Origin of the sequence: Sphingopyxis sp., assembly GCF_034380315.1 — a bacterium.
Classification (GTDB): Bacteria; Pseudomonadota; Alphaproteobacteria; order Sphingomonadales; family Sphingomonadaceae; genus Sphingopyxis.
Window position 1 is genome coordinate 373416 of sequence record NZ_JAXMPB010000003.1, and the last position, 24110, is coordinate 397525.

A 24110-nucleotide genomic window follows, 5' to 3' on the forward strand; every position below is an offset into this window, starting at 1 on the left:
CCTTTCAGGGTTAAGCCGCGAGCGCGTCGGAGGCGCGGCGCAAGACATTCAGCACCGCGAGCCCTTCGGACCCGTCGGTCAGCGGTGTAGCTCCGTCCGCCACACAATCTAGGAAATGCTGACATTCGTTGCGCAGCGGTTCCGATCTCTCGACGATGATCGCTTCTGCCGCAGCCGGATGCGGCACGGGCACCGGACCATCCTTGTCGATGCGGTGACGGTAGAGCCGCAACTTGTTGTCCCATTCCGGTGCCGAATCCTCGAACACCAGCATGCCTTCGCTGCCGATTGCGACCAGACGCTGCTCCTTGAACGGATGTAACCAGCTCGTCTGGATATGCCCTTTCAATCCATTGGCGAAGCGGAGCTGCAGAAGTGCCCAGTCTTCGACCCCCGGCGTCACGATCGCTGCGCCTTGTGCGGTGACGCCGACGCAATCGGAATCGATGAGCGACAATATCATCGACACGTCGTGCGGTGCAAAGGACCAGAGGACATTTTCCTCGACCCGAAATTTGCCCAGCGACATCCGGTTCGAATAGACATAATTCAGCTGTCCGATCGCGCCCGAACGCACCAGTTCGCGCATCTTGCAAAAAATCGGATGATATTGCAGCAGGTGGCCAACCATCAGGCGCCGGTCGTGCCGCGAAGCCACTTCGATCAATTTTTCGGCGTCCTCCAGCGAGAGCGCGACGGGCTTTTCGACATAAACATGCTTGCCGCTTTCGAGCGCGCGCAGCGCGAGCGCGAAATGGGTTTCAGCAGGCGTGGCGAACGAGATGGCGTCGATCGCAGGATCGGCAAATACCTCGTCGAGGTTCGCGATCCGGGCGCCCGTGGCTTCCGAGATCCGCTCGGCCGTTTCGCGATGATTGTCGACGATGGCTTGGAGGGCGCCGAGCTCGGCGAAGTTGCGGGCGAGGTTCTTGCCCCAATAGCCGCAACCGACGTGGGCAATACGCGCTTTGGTCATGCTCGCACCACGTTCGGCAAGTTGAGGTCGAGCTTGCCGCGAGTGTCGATGACCAGCGACGCCTCTTGCGTCACCAGGCCATAATCAACGTCGCTATGGTCGGTCAGCAACAGCACCGCATCCTGCGAGCGCAGATTTTCGGCGGTGAGCGGAACAGAGGAAAGATCGAAGCTATGCTCGCGCATCGGCGGGAAGCGAGGAACATTGGAATCGCTGTAGGCTACGTCGGCGCTAAGGTCTCGGAGCAATTCCATGACCAGCACCGAGGGGCTTTCGCGCATGTCGTCGACGTCGCGCTTATATGCGATGCCCAAGACCAGAATCTTGGCACCTTTGACGGCTTTGCCTTTTTTATTCAGAGCCCAGATCGTCTTATCGACCACATATTGGGGCATCGCGGCATTGACCTCTCCTGCGAGTTCGATGAACCGCGTGTGTAGGCCGAATTCGCGCGCCTTCCACGTCAGGTAAAAGGGGTCGATCGGGATGCAGTGGCCGCCGATACCCGGGCCGGGATAATAGGCGGTAAAGCCGAACGGCTTCGTCGCAGCGGCGTCAATGACCTCGAAAATATTGAGGCCCATTTTGTCGGCGACGATCTTCATCTCGTTAACAAGGCCGATGTTTACCGATCGATGAATATTCTCAAGCAGCTTGACCATTTCAGCAGCCTTGGTCGAGCTCACTGGAACAACCTGATCGATAAATGCGGCATAGAGCGCCGTGCCGAGTTGCAGACAGGTTGGGGTGTGTCCCCCAATGACCTTGGGGATCGTCTGCGTATCAAACGACGCGTTGCCTGGATCTTCCCGTTCCGGCGAGTAGACAAGGAAGAAATCTTCGCCAACCCGCAGGCCTGCCTGCTCTACGAAAGGCAGTAACACTTCCTCCGTCGTTCCCGGCCAGGTCGTGCTTTCGAGCGAAAGGAGCTGCCCGCCCCGCAGATGAGGGAAAAGATTCTCCATCGTCGAAGTGACGAAGCTGAGATCCGGCTCGCGATAAAGATTCAGCGGTGTCGGAACGCAGATAATCAGCGCGTCGCACCCGGCCGCGCGGCTGAAATCGGTCGTCGCCTCGAAACCCGACGCGCGCATTTCCGCAATGTCGGCGTTGCTGAAATGCTTGATCGGACTAATGCCGCAGTTCAGCTCATCGACTCGTTCCTGAATGATGTCGAATCCGATAACCGGCAATCCAACAGACGAAATCCGCTTCGCCAACGGAATACCAACATAGCCCAGACCTAATATGCCGACACGCAGGGACTTGGCGGCGATGCCTTCGAGAAAGTTTTGCATGGGGGAGATCAGAGCCTTTTCAACTTGAAGCGTTCCCCTATGGAAGGGCGCAACGATTCGCAATCTTTTAACTTCCATGCCGAAGGCGGGGAGGGATTGCTGGGTCCGCGGTTCCGACTTGAAAGGCTTATAAAAAGAGTCGCGACGGAGGTTTTGCATATGCTCCCCGCCAAGCGCAGCAACGATGTCATCGCTCCCTTGATCGCAATTACTGATGATCGCGCCGAGAATCGCGGAGCGCCGCCATTGACGGTCTCTAGCTCATGCGTAACAATCTCCACCCGCGCCTGCTCGCCTTCTCTTCCGCAACCCGGATCGCAATCTAATTTGTTTATTATTTATCGATGAGAAATCTTTGGATTCTCAATCATTATGCACAGGAGCCGGGTGCCTTTGGGGGCACGCGGCATCTCGACTTGCCCAAGCATCTTTCCACATTCGGTTGAGCCGCGACGATCATCGCTGGCGGAACGGAATTGAACACCGAGCGGCAGCGTTTGAACCTTGTCGAAACGCACCGGCTCGATCGCTTCGACGGCATAAATTTTCTCTGGGTCACCACGCCATCCTATCAAGGCAATGGCTTGGGGCACCTCAGGAATATGGCTGCCTATTCGCTTCGCGCGCTCGGCAAGGCCAGCGACCTCCTTCCTCGCCCCGACACGATTATCGGATCGAGCGTCCACCCCCTCGCGGCCTGGTCCGGCGCTCGGCTCGCTTCCCGTTTCAACGTTCCGTTTTTCTTTGAAGTGCGCGATCTGTGGCCCGAAACGCTGATCACACGGGGTCCATAAGCCTCCATCACCCCGTCGCGATTGCGATGCGCGCGCTCGAGGGATTTCTCTACCGGCGCTCCGAAAAGATCCTCGCGCTCCTGCCGCACGCCTACCGCTGTATCAGACGCTTCGGCGTTCCCGAAAGCAAGCTCCTGTGGCTTCCCAACGGCATCGACCTCGACCGGTTTCCCCAGCCAGCACCGCCCTCCCCCTCTCGGCGCTCTACCTTCATGTATTTCGGCGCCCACGGCGGCGCCAACGGGCTGGACAATGTTGTTGCCGCGATGCGCCTGGTGCGCGACCGGCCGATCCCCTGCGATTGATCGGCGACGGGCCGTCCAAGGCATCGCTTAGGGAATTGGCGACCGATCTGCCGCATATTTCGTTCGAAGACCCGGTGCTGAAGGAGGAGATACCGGCGCTGGCGGTCGAAGCCGACGCCTTCATTTTCAATCTTATCGATGCGCCGGTGTTCAATTACGGGATTAGCAGCAACAAATTGTTTGACTTCATGGCTGCAGGCCGGCCGATCCTCTTCGCCTGCAACGCATCCAACAATCCCGTCGAGGACGCGCAGGCCGGCGATACCGTTCCTCCTTCCCATCCGCAGCAACTCGCTGCCGCCATGATCAATATGTCCCAAATGCCCCGAGGCGAGCGTGACCAGATGGACCGAAATGGCAGGAGCTATGTCGAAAATCATTATGGTTTTCGTGTTTTGGCGGAACGATTGGTAAACATTCTCGGTTAGGCCGGACTCATAGCTGTCGCACGGGAAGAAGGCCCGTAACGATCACTCCAGCCTCCGGCGAGGGGCAAGCGAGTTAAGGTGGAAACCGATGAAGTCCGCGGTGCCCGTTATGAATATGCGGCGTCCGCGGGGGCCGTCACTGCTCATCTCATGCCTGCTTTCCAACCCGCGCCCGGTCACCTCATCGCCGTGGCAGCGCGCCAGTCGGGACAAAAGTCCAGTCGGGCATCGTTGAAAAATCAGCAACGCCCGCAGAGTGCGATCACCGACGGATCACGCTGAAGGAAAGGTCCGACAGATTTGCATCGATGCCGCCGGCATCGTCAGGGACCGATACGTCAATCGAGAACCAATACCAGCTGCAATCCGAACGAGCCATGTCCGCGTCTGCCTGGTGTTGCCCCGCAGTCAACGTGATCGGCAGCACCGCGGCGTCGATCTTGGGATCGGCGCATCGAATTCGTAGGGAGAGCAAGCCGTCAGGCAATGGAGCGCTGCTGGCAAGCTTCCAACCCAGCCGGTAGCTGCCCGGCGACAATCGGACGAGTTGGCGGGCCGCTGGCCCCCGGGCTCCACCAACCGCCGAAATGATCAGCATTTTATCCTTCTTGTCGATCGACGCGCCAAGATTGCCGAGCATCGACAACTGCCAGTCAAAGGGAGGCAGCCGTGGATCGCTCAAAAAATTCGCGTTCACAAGCAGCGGTTCGTTCCGGGCGGTGGCGGGGCGAAGCGCATCGGCGAGGCGCCGGGCGGTGTCGAAATCCTGATTGTCTACCAGTCCCTGCACCAGCCCTTCGTCCGACGCCCTGATTTCCGTCTGAGCCCAAGGGTTCTTTGTGATCGCGATTCTCAGTTCCGCAGCGTTGGCCATACTGGCAGGTCGGCCATTAATCAGACGCCAGTACAGATCGGCCCAGCGCGGATTAGGGCCCAGAATTTCTACCAGCGCATCAACGGCTCCATTTCTGGCCGTCGCGTCGGCCAGCGCCGTGCCATAGACCTGTCCGGCATCGACATTCGTCAACATGACGCGGGAAATCCAGCGAAAGAAGGTACGATCGTCGCCGCGCAACGCGGCGGCCTCGATCAGCGAACTGCCGACCAGCGTACTGCGACGGGAGAGCTGACCTCCAAGTTGGAGCAAGGACAGCCGATCGGCGGCCTGCTCCTCCGACGTCATCGACATCGCCGTCAGCGCGACGGAGGTCGCGGATAATGGCTCCGAGCGATACGCTTCCATAGCCAAACGGCGTTCGATGTTATTAACGCCAGCTTCCGGATCGCGAGCGCGTCTGGCGGCGAGCGACTGAACGGCGAAGTTGCTGCTGGCGAGTGCGGTTGGTGGCAATCCCAGCGCGAGCGTTCGGGCCGGCGCCCGCGATTCATTGGAAATGGCGTAACTGGAAAGCCCAACGCCGAGGCCCAATGCAATCGCCGCCGCCCAGCCTATCTTTCGTGCCACACTCATTTTCAGCTCTTGTCTTCGCCGGACGCCCCGTAACTATAGCCATAACCGTAGCCGTAGCCGTAGCCGTAAGCGTGATTCTTCGTCCCTACCTTGGTCACGATCGCCCCGAACATTTTCGCTCCGGCCATCCGCAGACGGTTGAGCGACGTCGCGATAATCCGGTTCTTGGTGGAATTCGCTTCGATCGTGAACAAAACCCCTTCGACGCGACGCGCGATCAACGGCGCATCCGCCAGCCCGAGCAGCGGAGCGGAGTCGATCAGCACATGGTCATAGCGCGTCAGCAGATGCTCGATCAGTTTCGGCAAGCGGTCGCTTCCCAACAGCTCTGCGGCATTCGGCGGCGTTTTCCCCGCGGTCAGGAGCGAGAACCCATGGCTTGGCATCTCGACGATCATATCGTTCACATTGTCGTCGCCCGACAGATAGTGAGTCAACCCTGCCTTGGCTGGCAAGTCCAGATAGCGGTTCAACGACGGGTTGCGGACGTCCGCATCGATCAGGATGACCGACTTTCCGGTCGAAGCGAGAACCGTAGCAAGACTCAATGACGAGCTGCTCTTTCCTTCCTGCGGCCTCGACGAAGTCAGCATGACCGATCGAGGCGCGCCATGAGCCGTGAGGAAAGTCAGGTTCGTCATCAACGAGAAATAGGCCTCGTAAGTCGTCGAACGCTTGTTGAGGATTTCCGACGCGATTGGCAGATCCGTTTCGGGAATCGCCCCCAGAAGCGGCAGGTCGAAGCGATTTGCCACATCCTGCGGATCGCGGACAGAACTGTCGATCTTTTCGAGAAAGAAGATGAGACCGACGGCAAGAGCGATACCCGCCACGAGCGCGATGGCCACGTTCAGCAGCAGACGCGGACTCGACGGCTTGTCAGCTTTCTTCGCTACGTCGACAACCGAAATATTGTTCGTTCCGACGCCGGCAACGCCGATCTCCTTGTACCGCTGAAGCAGACCGTCATATAGCTGGCGGTTGGAATCGACCTCGCGCTGCAGGATCGCCATTTCGATCGATTCCTGCTGCTGCCTGTTATATTTCTGGGTCAGGCGATCCAGCTCGGCTTGTAGTTCGCGCTCGCGCTTAACGGCGGCATTATAGGCCTCCCGATTGCCTTGCGAAGAGCGGGTCGTTTCGCGGTCGATCGCGCGCCCGAGATTTGCGATCTGGGCGCGCAGCGACACCACGGTCGGATAATCGTCCGCCAAAATCGTTCTCTGCCTTGCAAGCTCGGCTTCGAGTTCCGCGCGCTTCTCGCGCATGCTACCGATCGTCGGAGCAACGATGGCAGCGCTGCCCGTCATCGTATTCGAAAGTTCGGCTTCAGCGGCAATTCGCAACTCGCGCGCGCGTGCAAGCCCCTTGCTGACCTCGGCGATATCGGAACTGACAAGGGTTTCGGTTTCGGTCCGACCGTTAGCGTTTCGTTGCGACGAGATCGTCACGATGCCCTTGTTCGTGCCATAGTTGATCAGCGATCGTTCGGATGCCTCCAAATTTTGGCGCAACGTCTCCAGTCGGCTCTCAAGATATTTACGTGCGTCGGACGTGGCGGCAAAGCGGCGATCGATACTCACCTGTACGAACTGCTCTGCCCACAGATTGGCCAGTTTAGCTGAAAGCTGGGGCACGGGGGTGGTAAAGCTGGCGTCCACCAAGCTGGAATTGCGAACCGGAGATATCGACAGCCGATCGAGTAATGTTTCGGTCGCCTCGCGCGCAAGATCCTGGCGCTCGGCGCTCGTCATCGACGCATCAGGGCTGTCGAGGTCGAATGCCTCCAAGAACGCCTTGTCGTTCGTCAGATTCCCGGCACGCACGACGCGTTCAGCCAACGTTTCCGAGCGCAGCAGCGAATATTGCGTATTGTAAAAAGAGATTTCATTTATCAACGCCTTGTCGCGTTGCCCCTCGACCGAGGTCGCCACCGGCGCGTCAGGAAGAATTTCGAGGCGCGTCGTCGAGGTATATTTCGGCGTCGCCAGAAACGTCGCGAGCAAGCCAAGTAGAAGCACGCCCAAAACGACCCCGATCGCCAGGTTGCGGTGGCTCAGGAACGCGGCCCATACCTGCTCGACGACGGGCATCATCCGCGCTTTTTCAGCCTCATCCCCCAGGCCGCTCGCAGTCAGCACTGGGCGCGTCGACGTCGAGTCAGCGCGTTCTTCAAGAAATTGATTCATTTCCGCGATCAAATCCTATTAAAATTCTCGAGCCAAAAGAATGATCGGCGAGAGGAAGGCTGGAACAACCTGCAAGATATCCTTGAACCGGCGGCGTGCAGGCGAATCTCCGACCACAACGACATCGTTCGGGAAAATCTCGGGATCGGGATAGTTCCCGCGCCGTATCGCCTCCAGATTGTAAATTCCGACATAACTGGTCGAATCGACATCCCGGAAGACGACAACGTCTTCCAGCTTGGCAAACTCGTTCACGCCGCCAGCCAAAGCAACGGCGCGCATCAGCGTGACTCTCCCGACAACCGGATAAGCGCCCGACTTGTTGACCTGCCCATCGACGGTCACCACCATCGATTGGACGGCCAACGGATTATCCGAGGATTTGAAGTTGACCGACACCTGCGGATCGCGAACATATCGCCCGACAAGCTTGTCCCGTATTTCGTCCGCGATCGTGGTCGGCGTCTTGCCGGCGGCGGCCACCGCTCCCACCAACGGAAACGAGAAATTTCCCTCTCCATCGGCCATGACATCGCGCTGCAATTCAGGCACGCCGAACACCTCGACGCGTAGTTCGCTGAAGGGGCCGACATAGGCCATGCGGGTCGAACGCATCACGTCTGACCCCGCTGGTTTCGGCAGGTCGCTCAACAATGTGGTGGGAGCATTCGGCACGCTCGCGACGGGAGCCCGCCCCTTGGCACAACCGGAAAGCAAGACTGCTGCAGCGACAGACGAAACGATGAAACGGTTCATGAACAAAACTTTTGATCCGGTTGAAAAGGACTTTCGGGCTATAGACATTATGAGTCCGGCTGCAAGCTAATCTCCGTGCGAAGTGCGCAAATTCGGACGACATAGAAATATCACCAAAAATATGGCGAAGGCCTGCAGTGACGGGACGCGCAGAGGGTATTCCACAAGGCTGACCACCGTCAGAATGGCGATGATTGCCGTCACCCCCAAACGCAGATCGCCGCGGTAGCCCTTGACCAGATTCCGGGTGCCTCCCTTCAGCGCCTGTCGCGCGAACCAGATCAGTGCGACAAGGATGATCAACACAAATGGGGCACCTCCAACGATTATGACTTCCGCCCAATCATTGTGCGCATGATTGAAATAGCTGGGCTGCAAAAGATGATCGGGCTCGAACATCTTATAGGCTCCCGGGAACGAGCCGAACCCGCTTCCGACGCCCCAATATGCCTCGATCATCGACTGCGTGGTCGGCCACGCGGCCACCCGCAAATCTTCTCCGGCGCTCTCCTCGACGAGCCGGGACAGGCCGGTAGGCCGACCCGACATCCAGAACGTCACACCCACCAACAGAACCACAACGGCCGGTGGGGCAAACCGCAGAAGGCGCCGTCGCTGCGAAGCCTTGTGGGCGACGCGGCTGCTCGCCCCGTTATCGATCGACCGCGTCCACGAACCCACGGTGCAAAAATAACCGATCAGAAAAGCAACCGCACCCGCGACCAGTCCCGCCCGCGATCCGATCAGAACGGTGAGCAGCGTGAACGTGGCGCCGATGACCGCCAGCGCCTCCCGAGCTCCGGCGCGGGAACGGCGGCGCGTCAGTTCGTCACGTAAAAGCATGCCTACCACGGGGATCATACAGGCCATAAAAATCGCGTGATGATTTCGATTGGCAAAAAGGCCGACCATCGATCCCGTGCTCACGATGCGGTACAGATAAACGGGGCTGGACGACCCCGACAATATCTGGACAAGCCCCAACAAGGCGCTGAAACAGGCGATGACGACCAACGCCCAAAGGATCCTGGGATAATCGTCCGCGCCTATTTGCGCGGCAACCAGCAGAGCTGCGATCGGGACGGTCATGGCCAGAAGGCTGTTCAGTGTCAGGGACGGGGTAAGCGAGAGCGGACGCCACAAATCAGGCTGCCCCAACAGGCGGTCGATTGCCACAATGGGCTCGCGCGTCGGCAACCCTTGCCATATTTCGGGCGGAAGCGGCACGAGTTGCAGCGCCATCCAGACCGTCAAGCCTGCCAGCAACGCAAGCGGAACGCGAATGCGGCGCCAGTCATCGCGCCCCATTCTCGTGATTGCCCAGAAGGCGAACAGCACGCAGCCGCCGCGCAGCAGGGGGAGAGAGGCAATGTCGGCTCGCGATCCACCGCCAAGAAGGAAAACCATGGCTAGGAAGAAGACCGGTATCCAAGTCGCCATAACTCTCGGAGCAGGAAAGAAGTCCATCCGTCGCGAAGCGGTTTTGGCGGGCTGCGATCTATTGGTCATCGATCTCGTTTTTCATTATGGAAACAGTAGCCAGATGTTTGGGAACGAGCTCGATTCCCCGGGAAGGGCCGACACGTAGACGCTCAAATATCGGGTGGCAAGCAAAGGACTTTCGACCGGCAACGCGCCTTCTTTCTCGAAACGAATAACAAATCATCCCGGCGCGTCAGTCGCAATAATGTACCAGCGATCGGTTCCCTCCAGTCCAAGGGCGGCCAGCGACCCGCTACGATAGGCACCGATATCGATACCGATCCGATTTGCCTGCTCGTCCGGGTCCGCGCTTATGCTGTGGCCATGAACAATCATTTTCCCATGGTCGCTGATGCTGTCGAGGAACTCGTCCCGAATCCATCGCAGATCGCTCAATTCCTGCTTCTGCAAGGGGACGCCCGGCCGAACGCCGGCGTGGACAAAAGCATAGTCGCCGATTTCGATCAGGTCGTCGCCGCCACCAAGAAACTTCACATGGTCGGCGGGCACCATGGAAGGGAAACGTTCGGCGACCTCCTCGAACGTCGCCCTATCCAAATTTATATCGCTGTTCCAATAGCTTCGCACGGTAGCTTCGCCGCCAATCCGCATGAAATAGCGCAGGCGCCGAACGTCCCCGGTGAGCGCGGCGAGCAAGCACTCCTCGTGATTTCCGATCAGCAGCCGCGTATCCTCGAACTCGTCTCCGAGACGCATCGCGCGCTCGACGACCTCGGCGGATTGAGGACCGCGATCGACCAGGTCGCCAAGCAGGATAAGCGTGATTTTAGCGGGTCGCCGCGCAGCATTGTCAGCACGGATAAGCTCGACGAGCTGAGCGAACAAATCGTCGCGGCCGTGTATATCGCCGATCGCATATACGCGTCGCCCAGCGGGAATCGCGAAGCTCGCCCGGGCCGGGGGGACGGCCGTTTTGGTGTTACGCTTCCAGAACATGAAAAGAGTCCAAATTGCAAAAAAAAATTGATTTCGACGCTTGAAACTCGGGGCCGCCTGTCAACCGATACAGCGCCACTAGCGCCCCAGGCAGCGACTGACAACAACGGCTTTACGGCGTCAATGTTGCATCGCACGCGTCCCGGATGTCAGGCGGAACGGTGCAAGCTTAAGAGAGTTGCAAGCTTTGCCAACTACTTGGACAACGGCTATCGCCGCAGCCCGATCGCGAAAAAATGATCGCGACAGCCGGAGAACCTGATGATCAAGATAGTGAGCGTTTTCGGCACCCGGCCCGAAGCGATCAAGATGTTTCCGGTCGTCCATGCGCTGCGCGACCAGCCCGGCATCGACGCGCGCGTCTGCGTCACGGCCCAGCACCGCGAAATGCTCGACCAAGTTCTGGAAATCGCACGAATAACACCCGACATCGACCTTGACGTCATGACCCCCAACCAGTCGCTCGATGCCCTGCTCGGCCGCCTCGTCACCGGTCTTGGCGAAACCTTCGACACCGAAAAGCCCGACCGCATTCTAGTCCACGGCGATACGCTGACGACAATGGCTGCCACCCTCGCCGCCTATTTCCGCAAGATCCCGGTGGGGCATGTCGAGGCGGGGTTGCGCAGCGGCAATATCTATCATCCCTGGCCCGAGGAGGTGAACCGCAAGGTTGCAGGCGCGATCGCCGATCTGCATTTCGCGCCGACCGAAACTGCGGCGGCGGCGCTCCGTGCCGAAAATGTGCCGAACAGCCGGATTCATATCACGGGCAATACGGTGATCGATGCGCTGCTCGCGACCAAAGCGCGGATCGACGAGGAAGCGTCACTCGCTGCCGGGCTCGATCCCCTGCTAGATCGCTTCGCTGGCAAGCGCATCGTCGCCGTCACCTCCCATCGGCGTGAGAATTTCGGCGACGGTATGAAGGCGATTGCGGATGCGATCGCAGGGATCGCGGCGCGTGACGATGTCGCGGTCGTTTTTCCGATCCATCCCAACCCCCATGTCCGCAGCGCGATGGAGCCGATTCTCGGCAATCTCGCCAATGTCGCGTTGATCGACCCGCTCGATTACCCGCATTTCGTCCGCCTACTCGGCATGAGCACGCTCGTGCTCACCGACAGCGGCGGGGTGCAGGAGGAGGCGCCGTCGCTCGGCAAGCCGGTCCTCGTGATGCGCGAGACGACCGAACGCCCCGAAGGCATCGCAGCAGGCACCGCCCGCCTCGTCGGCACCGACAAAAATCGTATCGTTTCAGAAATATTCAGCCTTTTGGACGATGAAGGCGCCTATAACGCCATGGCGCGAGCTCATAATCCCTTCGGGGATGGCCGCGCGGCGGAACGAATAGCGGAGATTGTTGCGCGTGCCCATTGATACGGAACAGAAAGTCACGGTCCTCGGGCTAGGCTATATCGGCCTGCCCACCGCTGCGCTGATCGCGCGCTCGGGCAACAAGGTCACCGGCGTCGACGTCAGCCAGCATGTCGTCGACACCGTCAACAACGGCAAGGTGCATATCGAGGAAGTCGATCTCGACGGGCTTGTCCAGGGCGTCGTGTCGCGCGGGGCGCTCGTTGCTTCGACCGAGGTCGCCCCCGCCGACGTGTTCGTCATCGCCGTGCCGACGCCGCACGACGAGGAGCATCGCCCCGACATCGGCCATGTCCTGTCGGCCGCGCGCGCGATCGCGCCGAAGCTCAAATCCGGCAATCTCGTCATCCTCGAATCGACCTCGCCCGTCGGCACCACCGAAAAGGTCGCCGCATTGCTCGCCGAGCTCCGCCCCGACCTCAAGGTGCCGGGCGCCTGCTCGGGCGCCGCCGACATCTTCGTCGCCTATTGCCCCGAGCGCGTGCTCCCCGGGCGCATTCTCGTCGAGCTCGTCGATAACGACCGCTGCATCGGCGGCATCACCCCGCGCTGCGCGCGGCGCGCGATGACCTTTTATCGCCAGTTCGTCCGTGGTGCCTGCGTCACCACCTCGGCGCGCGCCGCCGAAATGGTGAAGCTCGTCGAGAACAGCTATCGCGACGTGAACATCGCCTTCGCCAACGAACTGTCGATGATGGCCGAGCATCTGGGCGTCGATGTGTGGGAGGTGATCCGCCTCGCCAACCGGCACCCGCGTGTCAACATCCTCCAGCCCGGCCCCGGCGTCGGCGGTCATTGCATCGCGGTCGATCCTTGGTTCCTGGTGCATGGCGCGCCGGACCACAGCCGCCTGATCCGCACCGCGCGCGAGGTCAATCTGGCCAAAACCGCGCATGTCATCGGTGCCGCCGAAATGCTGGTGTCGCAGCACCCGGCGGCGCGGGTCGCCTGCCTCGGCCTCGCCTTCAAGCCCAATATCGACGATTTCCGCGAAAGCCCCGCGGTTGAAGTCGCCGCCGCCCTCGCCCGCCGATTCGGCAAGCAAATTCAGGTGGTCGAACCCTATGCGCGCGGGCTGCCGATGGAATTTGCGGGCACCGGCGCCGAGTTGATCGACCTAGACAGCGCGCTGGCCGACTGCGACCTGCTGATCGTGCTTGTCGATCATGACCTGTTCAAATCAATCCCGCTCGAGGAGCGCGGCGACAAGATCGTCTATGACACCCGCGGGCTCTGGCTCGATCAGCCGGGACCGGCGGCAAGCGTTCCGCTCCACCAGGTTGCGTGACGGAACCATGTACGTGCCACCCCGCCAGCGCTTTTCAAAGGATGCCACCAAAGCACGGCGACTGGATTTGGTCGTCGTCGAAAAGCCCTGGGGACGAAGCGACATCCCAGCCGCATTCGGCAATTTCGGCGACCGTCGGATCGGCGAAATCTGGCTGGTGCATCCCGACGGCGATGCCGCGCCGCTCATGGTCAAATTTCTCTTCACCTCCGAACGCCTGTCGGTCCAGGTCCACCCCGATGAAACAGCGGCCCAAGCGGCCGGTTTGCGATCGGGCAAGGATGAATGCTGGCTGGTGCTCGCCGCCGACGCAGGCGCCGAGATGGGCGTCGGCCTGACCGCACCCAGCAATGCCGACGAGCTGCGCGCCGCGGCGCTCGACGGATCGATCGCCGCCATGGTCGATTGGCGCGCTCCCAAGGTCGACGATTTCATCTACAACCCTGCCGGAACCATCCATGCGCTCGGCGCCGGATTGACGATTGTCGAGGTTCAGCAGAATCTTGATCTGACCTATCGGCTTTATGATTATGGTCGCCCGCGCGAATTGCATCTGGAACAGGGGCTGAAAGTCGCCAACCCCGGCCCCGTCGCCGATCCCCGCGACTGTTCGGTTTCGCCGTCGACGTCGCAAAAGCTGGTCAGCGGTCCGCATTTCCATGTCCTGCACCTCGCCGCGCCCTTCGATCCCGCCGCCATCGACCATGCGAAAAGCGAACTTACTTTCGTTCCCCTTTCCACCGGCTGCCACGCCGCGGGTGAATCGCTCCGTCTGGGCGAGGCGATATTGCTGGACGATCCCCGGCTGATCGCCATGGCGCCGGGCAGCCGGGCGCTGCTCTGCTGGGCCGACTAGCCCCCCTTTGCCCTCCCCTTCTTGCGCGTGGCCCACCGCCATCCCATATCGCGCCGCATGACCAATCCCCACGCGCAAAGTGCCGCGCCCTGGCACGGAACCACCATCCTTTCCGCCCGCAGCCCTGACAAGGTCGTCGTGATCGGCGATGGACAGGTGTCGATGGGCCAGACCGTGATGAAGCCCAACGCTCGCAAGGTTCGCCGCCTCCACGACGGCAGCGTGATCGGCGGCTTTGCGGGTGCGACCGCCGACGCCTTCACGCTATTCGAGCGGCTCGAAGCCAAGCTCGAGCGTCACAACGGCCAGCTGCTGCGCGCCGCGGTCGAGCTGGCCAAGGATTGGCGCACCGACAAATATCTGCGGAATCTGGAAGCGATGATGATCGTTGCCGACAAGGAAGTGACGCTGGTCATCACCGGCAACGGGGACGTGCTCGAACCCAAGGGCGGTATCGCCGCGATTGGATCGGGCGGCAATTTTGCGCTGTCGGCGGCTCGTGCGCTCGTCGATTATGAACAGGATCCAGCAATACTGGCAAGAAAGGCGATGGAGGTCGCGGCCGACATCTGCGTTTACACCAACGACCAGTTCACCCAGGAAGTAATTGAGATTCAGGTATAATATCAATGAACAAGGATTTGACCCCGAAGGCGATCGTCGCCGCGCTCGACACCCATATCATTGGCCAGGATGCGGCAAAGCGCGCGGTTGCGGTGGCATTGCGCAATCGCTGGCGCCGCCAGCAACTCGGCGCCGATTTGCGTGACGAGGTGAGCCCCAAGAATATTCTGATGATCGGCCCCACCGGCTGCGGCAAGACCGAGATTTCGCGGCGCTTGGCCAAGCTGGCCGACGCACCCTTCATCAAGGTCGAAGCGACAAAGTTCACCGAGGTCGGCTATGTCGGCCGCGATGTAGAACAGATCGCCCGCGACCTCGTCGAAGAGGCTGTGCGACTCGAAAAAGACCGTCGCCGTGAAGCCGTCCGCGCCGCCGCCGAAGAGGCAGCGATGGAACGACTGCTCGACGCGCTGACCGGAAAGGGAGCCAGCGAGGCCACCCGGCAGAGCTTCCGCCAGCGCATTCGCGAAGGACATCTCAACGACAGCGAGGTCGAGATCGAGGTTGCCGATACCCCGAACATGCCGTTCGAGCTTCCGGGCCAGCCCGGACAGATGAACATGATCAACCTTTCCGACATGCTCGGCAAGGCGATGGGCGGCATGGCAAAAAAGCGCCGCAAGCTTACCGTGCTCGAAGCCGCCACGCGCCTGATCGAGGAAGAGCAGGATAAACGGCTCGACCAGGATGATGTCGCGCGCGTCGCGCTCGCCGACGCAGAGGCGAACGGGATCGTCTTCCTGGACGAGATCGACAAGATCGCGGTCAGCGACGTACGCGGTGGATCGGTCAGCCGTGAAGGTGTGCAACGCGACCTGCTGCCGCTGATCGAGGGAACGACCGTCGCGACCAAATATGGCCCGATGAAAACGGATCATGTGCTGTTCATTGCCTCGGGCGCCTTTCACGTGGCGAAGCCGAGTGACCTGTTGCCCGAACTGCAGGGACGCCTTCCCATCCGGGTCGAACTGAGCGCGCTCAGCGAGGCCGATTTCGTCCGCATTCTGACCGAAACAAAGGCCGGGCTTCCGGAACAATATTCGGCTTTGATCGCGACCGAGGGCGTAACGCTGACGTTTACCACCGATGCCATCACGCGCGTCGCCCGCCTGGCCGCAGAGGTTAACGAGAAGGTCGAGAACATCGGCGCCCGTCGCCTTCAAACGATCATGGAACGGCTGGTAGAGGAAGTCAGCTTCACCGCCGAGGACATGGTCGGAACAGCAATCGACATCGATGCGGCCTATGTAGACCGCCAGCTCGCGGAGGTGGTGGGCGACACAGACCTCAGCAAATATGTGCTCTAGCCCCCTGGCCGGCGGCCATTGGATCGAACGGGCGTAAATCCGCTTCTTTTCAACTGGTCGTTTACCGAACTCCATTTGACTTTGCCGCGTCGTCAATGCGATGAACGATGCGACACGGTCGATATGGGTTGCGGACCGGCACGGAGACAGCAATGGCAGAGGAAGAGGTCGCCGAACAGGGCGAGCTGGCAATCACGCGTACCGGTGACAGGCTGCGCCTGGCGCGTGAGGCAGCAGGCCTGTCGCTGGCCGATGTCGCAACGCGGACCCGCATCACGCAGCGGCATCTGCGCGCCATCGAAAGCTCCGATTTTTCCGAACTGCCAGGACGCACCTATGTGACCGGCTTTGCCCGTGCATACGCCCGCGCCGTCGACCTGCCCGAAGCCGAAATCGGCGCGGAAATCCGCCGCGAGCTCGAAGAAGAAGAATATGGCGCGCGGCCGCTGTACGAAGCCTATGAGCCGACGGACCCCGCTCGCCTGCCGACCGCGCGCCTGACGTGGACGCTCGTAATCATCGCCCTGCTGCTCGTTTCCGCCTATGGCGTCTGGCGTTTCCTGTCGGTTGAACCCGACGAGGCTTTGATCGCCGCTCAAAATCGCGCCGCCGATGAATCGGAAGCTCCGGCGATCGAACCGGCTGATGGAACGGCGCCCAAAGCAGGATCGGTTGCCTCCCCTGTGGCAACCAATGCTCCGGTTGTTCTGACGGGCGTATCGGAAGTCTGGATCGGCTTTGACGATGCCGAAGGAAAAACCGAAAATTGGCGCACCCTTGATCCGGGCGAAACCTATGAAGTTCCGCCAGCTTATATTGAACAGTTCACGCTCCGCACGAGCATTCCGCAAGCCCTGAAAGTGACGGTCGGCGGCCGCGATGTGGGGGCGATCGGTCCGGCCGACACGCTGGTCAAGGGCATTTCGCTGAAACCTGCGGATCTGGTTGCTCGCGCCGACGGGCACGCAGCCAACCCCGGAAGCACTCCGAACGCAGCATCGCAGCCGCGCCGCTGACACGAGCCTGACGCCTCCTGTCCGACGGGACGACGCACCGGCGCGCCGAATTGGGTTTGCGCTGGCGCCGGTTGCAGCGTTAAGGGTGATATGCCAATATAGTTAACCGTGGGGAGCCGATCGGCAGATGACGAAGCGTCACATCTTTTTTCTTGGAGCAGCCGCCTTGGGCCTGTCGACAGTCGCACCCGGCGCATCGGCGCAGGATGGAGCTATCGACAAGCGTGTCGAGCGACTGGAAAAGGAAATGCGCGCGGTTCAGCGTTCCGTCTTTCCCGGCGGCAGCCCGGCTTTCTTTGAAGGCGAAATCGCGCCCGATAATGTTGCGGGCGAACGGGTGCGCAGCAACGCTCCCGTCATCGACCTGACGGCGCGTGTCGACGCGCTCGAGGCGCAGCTTCAGACCCTGACGGGTCAGACCGAGCAAAACGCCTTTCAGCTTCGCGAACTCGAAAAACAGTTCGCCGCCTACAAGGCGGAAATGGACCGGCGCCTGACCAGCGCCACCGCCACGCCGGCCAGCCTGGAACCTGCGCCAGCCGCCGTGGAACCGGCCCCGCTTGTCAAACCGGCGGCAACCGCAACCACCGCTCGCGCCACGCCTGCAAAGAAGCCGGCGTCCACGGCCAGCACATCAGCGACCAAGCCCGACGCATCCAGGCTAGCCATGGTCAAGAAGGTCGAAATTCCGGCGACGGGCAATGAAGTCGATGACGGCTACACCTATGGCTACCGCCTGTGGGAAGCAAAGCTGTACCCGGAGGCTCAGGCACAGCTGAAAACAGTTGTCAGCAAATGGCCCAGCCATCGGCTAGCCAGTTTTGCGCAGAACTTGCTGGGCCGCGCCTATCTCGACGAAGGCAAGCCCAGCCTGGCGGCCGTCGCATTCTATAATAATTACAAGGACCGGCCGAGCGGCGCCCGGGCGCCGCATAGCCTGATGTTCATGGGCGTGGCGCTCGACAAGCTGGGCCGCAAGGCCGATGCCTGCAAGGCATTCCGCGAACTGGATGAAGTTTATGGGGACAAGGCGCCCCAGGATGTACGTTCCGATGCTGCCGCCGCAAAAGCAAAAGCAGGCTGCTGATACCGACAAGGTCGAGCGTTTCGGCGCCGACCTTGCCCGCGTAGCCGGGGCGGACTGGCACCGACGTCACTATGGCGTCGCGGTTTCAGGCGGCCCCGACAGCATGGCCCTTCTCTGGCTGCTGACGTCGCTGCTGCCCGGACAAGTCTGGGCGGCAACGGTCGATCATGGGCTGCGCCGTGGGTCGGATGAGGAAGCCCGTATGGTCGAGGGCTTTTGCGCACGCGAACACATCCCTCACACAACGCTGCGCCCGGCGACTCCCATTCGCGGATCGCTGCAAGCTGCGGCGCGTGCTGAACGTTACCGGCTGCTCGAACAATGGCGCGAGGCAAAGGCTCTCGACCACATCGTCACGGCGCACCATGCCGACGACCAGCTCGAAACGATCCTCATGCGGCTCAATCGCAGCAGCGGCGTCGGAGGGCTGGCCGCGATTCGCGCCAGCAACGGCATGGTCGTGCGTCCCTTGCTCTATTGGCGGCGTAACGATCTGGTCCGCGTCGCTCTCGACAATGACCTGCCCTTCGTCGATGACCCGTCGAATAGCGACAGCCGTTTCGATCGCGCCCGGCTGCGCCAAGCCCTGAAATCCCAGTCTATTCTCGATCCCGAGGCCGCGGCACGCTCCGCCGGCTGGCTTGCAGAGGCAGACGAAGCACTCGATTGGGCCACCGAATGCGTCATCGCGTCCTGGCCCGATGCGTCCGACATCGCGGTCATCCGTGACCAGGGCTATCCCGCCGAATTGTTCCGCCGCGTCGTGACCGCGCGGCTACAGGCCAATGACCCCGAACTCGCGCTGCGCGGCGCGTCACTCGACGGCGTGATCGCCGCCATGCGCGAAGGCCGCCGGGCCATGGTCGGGTCGTTGCTGATCGACGCCGTTCGCGGTCTGGATGGGACCATTTGGCGCATTTCCGTCGCGCCGCGCCGAAAAGCGCGCACAAAGGGCTGATTGGCTCATTGTCATTTAACGCGTTTATCCTATCTAGTCGGATAGGACCGCGACATTCGCGACGTTTTTGGAAAGAATCCGCATGCAGGACGACAAGGAACCGCAGGGCAACCCCTGGATGAAGAGTGTGATGATCTGGAGCGGCATCTTGCTGGCCATGCTCCTCGTCGCCTCGATGTTCGGCGGCACCTCGCAGCCTGCGGGTGCCCCGCTTGCCTATTCCGAGTTCCGTCAGAAGGTCGAGGAAGGTTCCGTGAAGGAGGTCGTCCTTTCCGAAGATCGCCTTACCGGCACCATGTCGAACGGCGATCGCTTTTCCACCAATGTCGTTCGCGATCCCGAACTGCTGAAGCTGCTCAACGACAACAATGTCAAATATGACGGCAAGCCGGCCGAAGTCCCCAATTTCTGGATGTATATGCTCGTCCAGTCCTTGCCCTTCCTGCTGATCCTTGCCGTGGCCTTCTTCGTCTTCCGTCAGGTGCAGAAAAACAATGGCTCGGGCGCGATGGGTTTCGGCAAGTCCCGCGCCAAGATGCTTACCGAAAAGCAAGGTCGCGTCACTTTCGATGATGTCGCAGGGATTGATGAAGCCCGCGAAGAGCTCGAGGAAATTGTTGAGTTCCTGAAGGATCCCACCAAATTTTCGAAACTCGGCGGGCAAATTCCCAAGGGTGCGCTCCTCGTCGGTTCGCCTGGCACGGGCAAGACATTGCTTGCCCGTGCAATCGCGGGCGAAGCGGGCGTCCCCTTTTTCACCATCTCGGGCTCGGACTTCGTTGAAATGTTCGTCGGCGTTGGCGCGAGCCGCGTGCGCGACATGTTCGAACAGGCCAAACGCAATGCCCCGTGCATCGTCTTCATCGACGAAATCGACGCGGTCGGCCGCCATCGCGGTGCGGGACTTGGCAATGGCAATGATGAACGCGAGCAGACGCTGAACCAGCTTCTCGTCGAAATGGACGGGTTCGAGGCGAATGAAGGCATCATCATCGTCGCCGCGACAAACCGCCCCGATGTGCTCGATCCCGCCCTGCTCCGTCCGGGCCGTTTCGACCGTCAGGTTGTCGTGCCCCGTCCGGATATCGAGGGCCGCCAAAAGATTCTCGAGGTGCATACGCGCAAAAAGCCGCTCGCGCCCGACGTCGACCTGCGCCGGATCGCGCGCGGGACACCGGGCTTTTCGGGTGCCGATCTTGCCAACCTCGCGAATGAGGCTGCGTTGCTCGCTGCCCGCAAGGGTAAGCGCCTGATCGCGTCGAACGAGTTTGAAGAGGCTAAGGACAAGGTCCTGATGGGCGCCGAACGCCGTTCGATGGTGATGACCGAAGACGAGAAGAAGGCAACCGCCTATCACGAGGCCGGCCACGCCCTCGTCTCGCTCCACGTCGAAGGCAATGACCCGCTGCACAAGGTGACGATCATCCCGCGCGGCCGTGCATTGGGCGTGACGTGGAACCTGCCCGAACGCGACCGTTACTCGACGAACATGAAGCAGATGAAGGCGCGTCTTGCGCTCTGCTTCGGCGGCCGCATCGCGGAACAGCTGATCTATGGCAAGGACGAGCTCAATACGGGTGCATCGAACGACATCCAGCAGGCGACCGACATGGCCCGCGCCATGGTCATGGAATATGGCATGTCCGAAAAGCTCGGATGGCTTCGCTATCGCGACAATCAGGACGAGGTATTCCTGGGTCACAGCGTGTCGCGAGCGCAGAACATGTCGGAGGAAACGGCCAAGCTGATCGATGCCGAGGTTCGTCGCCTGGTCGAAGAGGGCGAGAATGTCGCGCGCAAGGTGCTGACCGACCATATCGATGAACTGCACCTGCTTGCTGCAGCGCTTCTTGAATATGAAACGCTGTCGGGTGAAGAATCCCGGCGCGCGATCAAGGGCGAAGACATTGGCCGCGACAGCGATCAGGACAAGCCCGGCACACCGGTTCAGGGGCATGCGGGGTCGCTCCCCCAGATCAAGCGCAAGCCGCGTCCGTTCGGCGACGCCAACCCCCAGGGTGCATAGTCGAACCCTGACAGCTTTGCCTGGCAGCACGGCGCTCTGCGCCTTGATGGCCACGCGCCTGCCCCGACGGCCAGCCGCCGCAGTTTCGGCGATGGCCGCCGGGGTCATGCTATCCGGCATGGCTCCCGGCGATATGAGCGTTGCCGCCTTTCTTGCGCGGGCGGATGCCGTGATGCGGCTCGGCCCGCTCGCCATGGCGACGCCCGACGCGCATCGGCTGAAAGGCGAGGTCATCGCTGCGGGAAAACGATATAAGGCGCGGATCGACGCACAGCGTAAAGCCGGCCAGAAAACGACGAGTTGCCCTCCTGAAACTGGGACGCTGACGCCCGAAGAATGGCTCGAGCATCTGCGCAGTTATCCCTCGGCGCGGCGCAAGCTGATATCGGTCTATGTCGCGTTCGATGGACTCATGCGAAAACGATACCCCTGCCCTGCTTGATATGCGGGAAAAGCGAACCAGAGGGCGAACATGACGATTTACTGCGACGAATCGGGTGGTTTGAATGCGGGCGCAATGACCTTCGCCGCCGTGATGTTGACGCCCGAAGATGCGGCGGAAATTCACGAACGCTTTCGTTCCGTCACCGGACTGCGCGGCGAACTCAAGGGCAGTCGGATCAGCCTCGTCGAGCGGGCCTATCTGCTCGAACTGTTCGATCGCGCCGGCGGGCGCGCGTGGGTTGCCGTCGCAAAACGTGATCATCTGGCCGAGGGTACAGGAGGCACTCTGCCTAGCGACCTGTCGCTCTATGCCGCGCTTTTGAATCTGGCGATCGGGCGCTGGCTTCCGGAAACCGGCGGCGTTTGCGCCGACGTGGTCATTGACGATGGCCGCTATGACCCAACGATACTGGCCGCTGTTCGCGAAGAAATACAGGCGGGGCTTGGCACCTGGGGCCGCGCATCGCTAGCCGACAGCCGCCGCAGCGAAGGCGTGCAGATCGCTGACGTCGTCGCCAACAGCCTGTTCAATGTCACCGCCCAATCGCCGCGGGCTGGGCGCATAGAGCGCATCATCGCACCCTTGCTGGAATCCAAAACCATTCGGGTCGCGGAGCTAACCCAAGTCTCATAGATAGCTCAGCGAAGCGCGGTCCCCATTCTCAAAGGACGCAGCTTCAGATTTGCATCCCGATGGGATCATTATCGCGATATGCAAATGCAAAAGGGCCGCAGTTTCCTGCGGCCCTCAAATGCATTTTCTGGAACGAAGCGCTTATTCGAAATCTGCGCCGCCGCCAGCAGGGCTGCGCGGCGGAGCGGCTGCGGTCAGGCGAAGCGCTTCTGCCGAGCGGCTGATCGAGCTGATTTCGTCCGGCGTATCGTCATCATCGACAACGACCTTCTGCAACGACCCGATGAGCGCATCGTTGAGGTCCACGGGACGCACGGTCTGCTCGGCGATTTCGCGCAGCGCGACAACCGGATTCTTGTCGCGGTCGCGATCTACGGTCAGCTCCGAACCGCCCGAGATTTCGCGCGCGCGATGCGCGGAAAGCAGGACGAGGTCGAAACGGTTGGCAACTTTGTCGACGCAATCCTCGACGGTAACGCGGGCCATATGAATTCCTTAAATGCGGCAGGGGCCAGCCCTAGGCATGGCGGCAAGCGCTGCGCGCTACCAGCAGGCCCGACAAATGTCAACGAAAGCCCCTGCCGCCACTCCGGGTCCGGCCCCCTTGCCCCGGTCGCACGGAGCATCCTATGACCGCAGCATGAGCGCCATTTCCTCGCCCACCACGTCCGCCGACGGAATGACCGCGGATGTGGCGGACCACAGGCTGGAAATCATCGTCGACGGCGACAAGCGGCGCGAAACGCTGCTGACGCTGATCAATGGCGCGATCCGCAGCGTCGACCTTATCATGTATATTTTCGACAATGATGCCGCTGGTAACGAGATTCTCGCGGCGATGCTGGCAGCCGCACAGCGCGGGGTACGGGTACGCGCCGTCATCGACAGCTTCGGATCGTCCGACACTCCCGATGCGATCTTTGCGCCGCTGCGTGCCGCTGGTGGCAGTGTCACCTTTTTTTCGCGCAAATGGCGATCGAGTTACCTGATCCGAAACCACCAGAAACTGATCATCATCGATCAGAATATTGCCGTGACCGGCGGGTTCAATATCGCCGATGCCTATCTGGATAATCAGCGACCCGGATGCTGGTTCGACCTTGGCATAATCATACGCGGCCCGACCGTCGAACACATGACCGGCTGGTTCGCCAAAATTCACCATTACACGGTGCATCACGACGGTAAATTGTTTATGCTGCGCCGCCTGATCCGCGAATGGCCGGTCCGTAATGCTCCCGTGTCATGGCTGGTGGGGGGGCCGACGCAACGACTGTCACCCTGGGCTCGAGCCTTGCGCGCCGACATGGACCGCGCCAGTCAACTCGATATGGCAATGGCCTATTTCTCGCCCGGGCAGGGAATGCTGCGCCGTCTGGGCCGGGTTGCGAAACGCGGGCGACTGCGCTTCGTGATGGCGGGAAAGTCGGACAACCCCGCCACCATTGGCGCCTCTCGGCTACTCTATGGCTATCTGCTTCGCAAAAAGGCCACGATCTGGGAATTCAAACCCTGTCGCCTGCACATGAAGCTCATCGTCATCGACGATGTCGTCTATATCGGAACCGCAAATTTCGACATGCGAAGCCTGTTCGTAAATGTCGAGGTGATGCTGCGTATCGCCGATGTCAGCTTCGCCGAGCAGATGCGCACCTTCGTCGCCAATCTGGAAAGCGAATGCGACGTCGTGACATCGGCCAGCCACAAGGCGCGCGCCAGTTGGCTGACACGACTGCGCTGGACGCTGTCATGGTTTGTGGTCGGCGCCGTTGACTATACCGTCACGCGGCGGCTCAATTTCGGTCTGGGCGAAGCCGACCCCGAAACCGAGGCCTGA

23 protein-coding genes are annotated in these 24110 nt (G+C 60.9%); 15 read left to right on the plus strand and 8 right to left on the minus strand.

The window, feature by feature from the left end; translation table 11 throughout:
- Positions 1-10: 10 nt before the first annotated feature.
- Complete coding sequence (locus U0S50_RS07665) at positions 11-976, minus strand: Gfo/Idh/MocA family oxidoreductase (RefSeq protein WP_322308178.1); 966 nt, start codon at positions 974-976, stop codon at positions 11-13.
- Complete coding sequence (locus tag U0S50_RS07670; RefSeq protein ID WP_322308179.1) at positions 973-2433, minus strand: nucleotide sugar dehydrogenase; 1461 nt, start codon at positions 2431-2433, stop codon at positions 973-975. The genes U0S50_RS07665 and U0S50_RS07670 overlap by 4 nt, the downstream gene beginning before the upstream one ends.
- A gap of 317 nt (positions 2434-2750) precedes the next feature.
- Here U0S50_RS07670 and U0S50_RS07675 point away from each other — a divergent pair, with 317 nt between their 5' ends.
- The 3 genes from U0S50_RS07675 to U0S50_RS07685 are packed head-to-tail and all read left to right on the plus strand — an operon-like array spanning position 2751 to position 3801.
- Positions 2751-3068, plus strand: a complete 318-nt coding sequence (locus U0S50_RS07675) for a hypothetical protein (protein WP_322308180.1) — start codon at positions 2751-2753, stop codon at positions 3066-3068.
- A gap of 26 nt (positions 3069-3094) precedes the next feature.
- Complete coding sequence (locus tag U0S50_RS07680) at positions 3095-3373, plus strand: hypothetical protein (RefSeq protein ID WP_322308181.1); 279 nt, start codon at positions 3095-3097, stop codon at positions 3371-3373.
- 35 nt (positions 3374-3408) lie between these two features.
- Complete coding sequence (locus U0S50_RS07685; protein ID WP_322308182.1) at positions 3409-3801, plus strand: hypothetical protein; 393 nt, start codon at positions 3409-3411, stop codon at positions 3799-3801.
- 262 nt (positions 3802-4063) lie between these two features.
- On the opposite strand, the gene U0S50_RS07690 is transcribed toward U0S50_RS07685, so the two are convergent.
- The 5 genes from U0S50_RS07690 to U0S50_RS07710 all read right to left on the minus strand — a co-directional run bounded on the left by U0S50_RS07690 (position 4064) and on the right by U0S50_RS07710 (position 10656).
- A complete protein-coding gene (locus tag U0S50_RS07690) occupies positions 4064-5230 on the minus strand; it encodes a hypothetical protein (protein WP_322308183.1) in 1167 nt (388 codons plus the stop codon).
- 44 nt (positions 5231-5274) lie between these two features.
- Positions 5275-7461 (minus strand): polysaccharide biosynthesis tyrosine autokinase, encoded by a 2187-nt coding sequence (locus tag U0S50_RS07695; protein ID WP_322308184.1) that lies wholly within the window; start codon positions 7459-7461, stop codon positions 5275-5277.
- A gap of 18 nt (positions 7462-7479) precedes the next feature.
- Positions 7480-8217: a polysaccharide biosynthesis/export family protein gene (locus tag U0S50_RS07700; protein WP_322308185.1), complete on the minus strand. Its 738-nt coding sequence runs from the start codon at positions 8215-8217 to the stop codon at positions 7480-7482.
- Between the two features lie 66 nt (positions 8218-8283).
- Complete coding sequence (locus U0S50_RS07705) at positions 8284-9459, minus strand: O-antigen ligase family protein (RefSeq protein WP_322308186.1); 1176 nt, start codon at positions 9457-9459, stop codon at positions 8284-8286.
- Between the two features lie 420 nt (positions 9460-9879).
- Positions 9880-10656, minus strand: a complete 777-nt coding sequence (locus tag U0S50_RS07710; protein ID WP_322308187.1) for a metallophosphoesterase — start codon at positions 10654-10656, stop codon at positions 9880-9882.
- A gap of 264 nt (positions 10657-10920) precedes the next feature.
- Between U0S50_RS07710 and wecB the strand changes: the two genes are divergently transcribed.
- The 11 genes from wecB to U0S50_RS07765 all read left to right on the plus strand — a co-directional run bounded on the left by wecB (position 10921) and on the right by U0S50_RS07765 (position 22273).
- The gene (gene wecB / locus U0S50_RS07715) at positions 10921-12036 is read left to right on the plus strand and encodes a non-hydrolyzing UDP-N-acetylglucosamine 2-epimerase (protein ID WP_322308275.1); all 1116 of its coding nucleotides are present in this window, start codon (positions 10921-10923) and stop codon (positions 12034-12036) included.
- Positions 12026-13321 (plus strand): UDP-N-acetyl-D-mannosamine dehydrogenase, encoded by a 1296-nt coding sequence (gene wecC / locus U0S50_RS07720; RefSeq protein WP_322308188.1) that lies wholly within the window; start codon positions 12026-12028, stop codon positions 13319-13321. The genes wecB and wecC overlap by 11 nt, the downstream gene beginning before the upstream one ends.
- Positions 13322-13328: 7 nt before the next feature.
- Positions 13329-14177 carry a class I mannose-6-phosphate isomerase gene (locus tag U0S50_RS07725; protein WP_322308189.1) on the plus strand — a complete coding sequence of 283 codons (849 nt, stop codon included), beginning with the start codon at positions 13329-13331 and terminating at the stop codon, positions 14175-14177.
- A 57-nt stretch (positions 14178-14234) separates the two neighbouring features.
- Positions 14235-14801, plus strand: coding sequence for an ATP-dependent protease subunit HslV (gene hslV, locus U0S50_RS07730; protein WP_322308190.1), 567 nt, complete (start codon positions 14235-14237; stop codon positions 14799-14801).
- A gap of 5 nt (positions 14802-14806) precedes the next feature.
- Positions 14807-16108, plus strand: a complete 1302-nt coding sequence (hslU, locus tag U0S50_RS07735; RefSeq protein ID WP_322308191.1) for an ATP-dependent protease ATPase subunit HslU — start codon at positions 14807-14809, stop codon at positions 16106-16108.
- A 152-nt stretch (positions 16109-16260) separates the two neighbouring features.
- Positions 16261-17124 (plus strand): helix-turn-helix domain-containing protein, encoded by an 864-nt coding sequence (locus U0S50_RS07740; RefSeq protein ID WP_322308192.1) that lies wholly within the window; start codon positions 16261-16263, stop codon positions 17122-17124.
- 127 nt (positions 17125-17251) lie between these two features.
- A complete protein-coding gene (locus U0S50_RS07745) occupies positions 17252-18211 on the plus strand; it encodes a YbgF trimerization domain-containing protein (RefSeq protein WP_322308193.1) in 960 nt (319 codons plus the stop codon).
- The gene (gene tilS / locus U0S50_RS07750; RefSeq protein ID WP_322308194.1) at positions 18165-19169 is read left to right on the plus strand and encodes a tRNA lysidine(34) synthetase TilS; all 1005 of its coding nucleotides are present in this window, start codon (positions 18165-18167) and stop codon (positions 19167-19169) included. Before U0S50_RS07745 ends, tilS begins: the two co-directional genes overlap by 47 nt.
- An 82-nt stretch (positions 19170-19251) precedes the next feature.
- The gene (gene ftsH / locus U0S50_RS07755; protein ID WP_322308195.1) at positions 19252-21195 is read left to right on the plus strand and encodes an ATP-dependent zinc metalloprotease FtsH; all 1944 of its coding nucleotides are present in this window, start codon (positions 19252-19254) and stop codon (positions 21193-21195) included.
- Between the two features lie 46 nt (positions 21196-21241).
- Positions 21242-21637: a hypothetical protein gene (locus U0S50_RS07760; RefSeq protein ID WP_322308276.1), complete on the plus strand. Its 396-nt coding sequence runs from the start codon at positions 21242-21244 to the stop codon at positions 21635-21637.
- A gap of 30 nt (positions 21638-21667) precedes the next feature.
- Entirely contained in the window at positions 21668-22273 is a 606-nt protein-coding gene (locus U0S50_RS07765; protein ID WP_322308196.1) for a DUF3800 domain-containing protein, read from the plus strand.
- 141 nt (positions 22274-22414) lie between these two features.
- Here the strand turns inward: U0S50_RS07765 and rpoZ are convergent, their stop codons facing one another.
- A complete protein-coding gene (gene rpoZ, locus U0S50_RS07770) occupies positions 22415-22759 on the minus strand; it encodes a DNA-directed RNA polymerase subunit omega (RefSeq protein WP_322308197.1) in 345 nt (114 codons plus the stop codon).
- A gap of 154 nt (positions 22760-22913) precedes the next feature.
- On the opposite strand from rpoZ, the gene U0S50_RS07775 reads away from it, so the two are divergent.
- Entirely contained in the window at positions 22914-24110 is a 1197-nt protein-coding gene (locus U0S50_RS07775) for a cardiolipin synthase B (RefSeq protein ID WP_322308198.1), read from the plus strand.